At 58.6% G+C, this 273-nt stretch carries 1 protein-coding gene; it reads right to left on the bottom strand.

The window, feature by feature from the left end; all coding sequences use genetic code 11:
• On the bottom strand, nt 1-220 hold a 220-nt coding region (locus GUI70_RS23190; RefSeq protein ID WP_368733648.1), incomplete at its 3' end, for a squalene/phytoene synthase family protein.
• Nucleotides 221-273 lie beyond the last annotated feature (53 nt).

Here is a 273-nt window from a genome sequence, read left to right as displayed (position 1 = left end):
CGGCGAAGTCCCGATGGCGCACCGGATCCAAACCGAAAATCGGCAAACAGGCCAACCCCACCGTTCCCGCCACTCCATAGCAGTAAGATTGCACATCGTCCCAGGTTTCATAGCGGGTCTGGGTCAGGTCCCGTTCCACACCGTCCACCAACTCCAACAAATTCTTTCGATCGATGGAGAATTGAGTCAAGGCCCGTTGAAGGGGACGCCAAATGGACACCGGAACCTCCTCGGTCACCGGCCCGCCCAATAAAACACTCCGCCACGCCGCCA

Source organism: Deinococcus alpinitundrae (genome assembly GCF_009982895.1).
GTDB lineage: Bacteria > Deinococcota > Deinococci > Deinococcales > Deinococcaceae > Deinococcus > Deinococcus alpinitundrae.
Note: the sequence above shows the minus strand (reverse complement) of the source record. Positions and strands in the feature narration are given on the sequence as shown.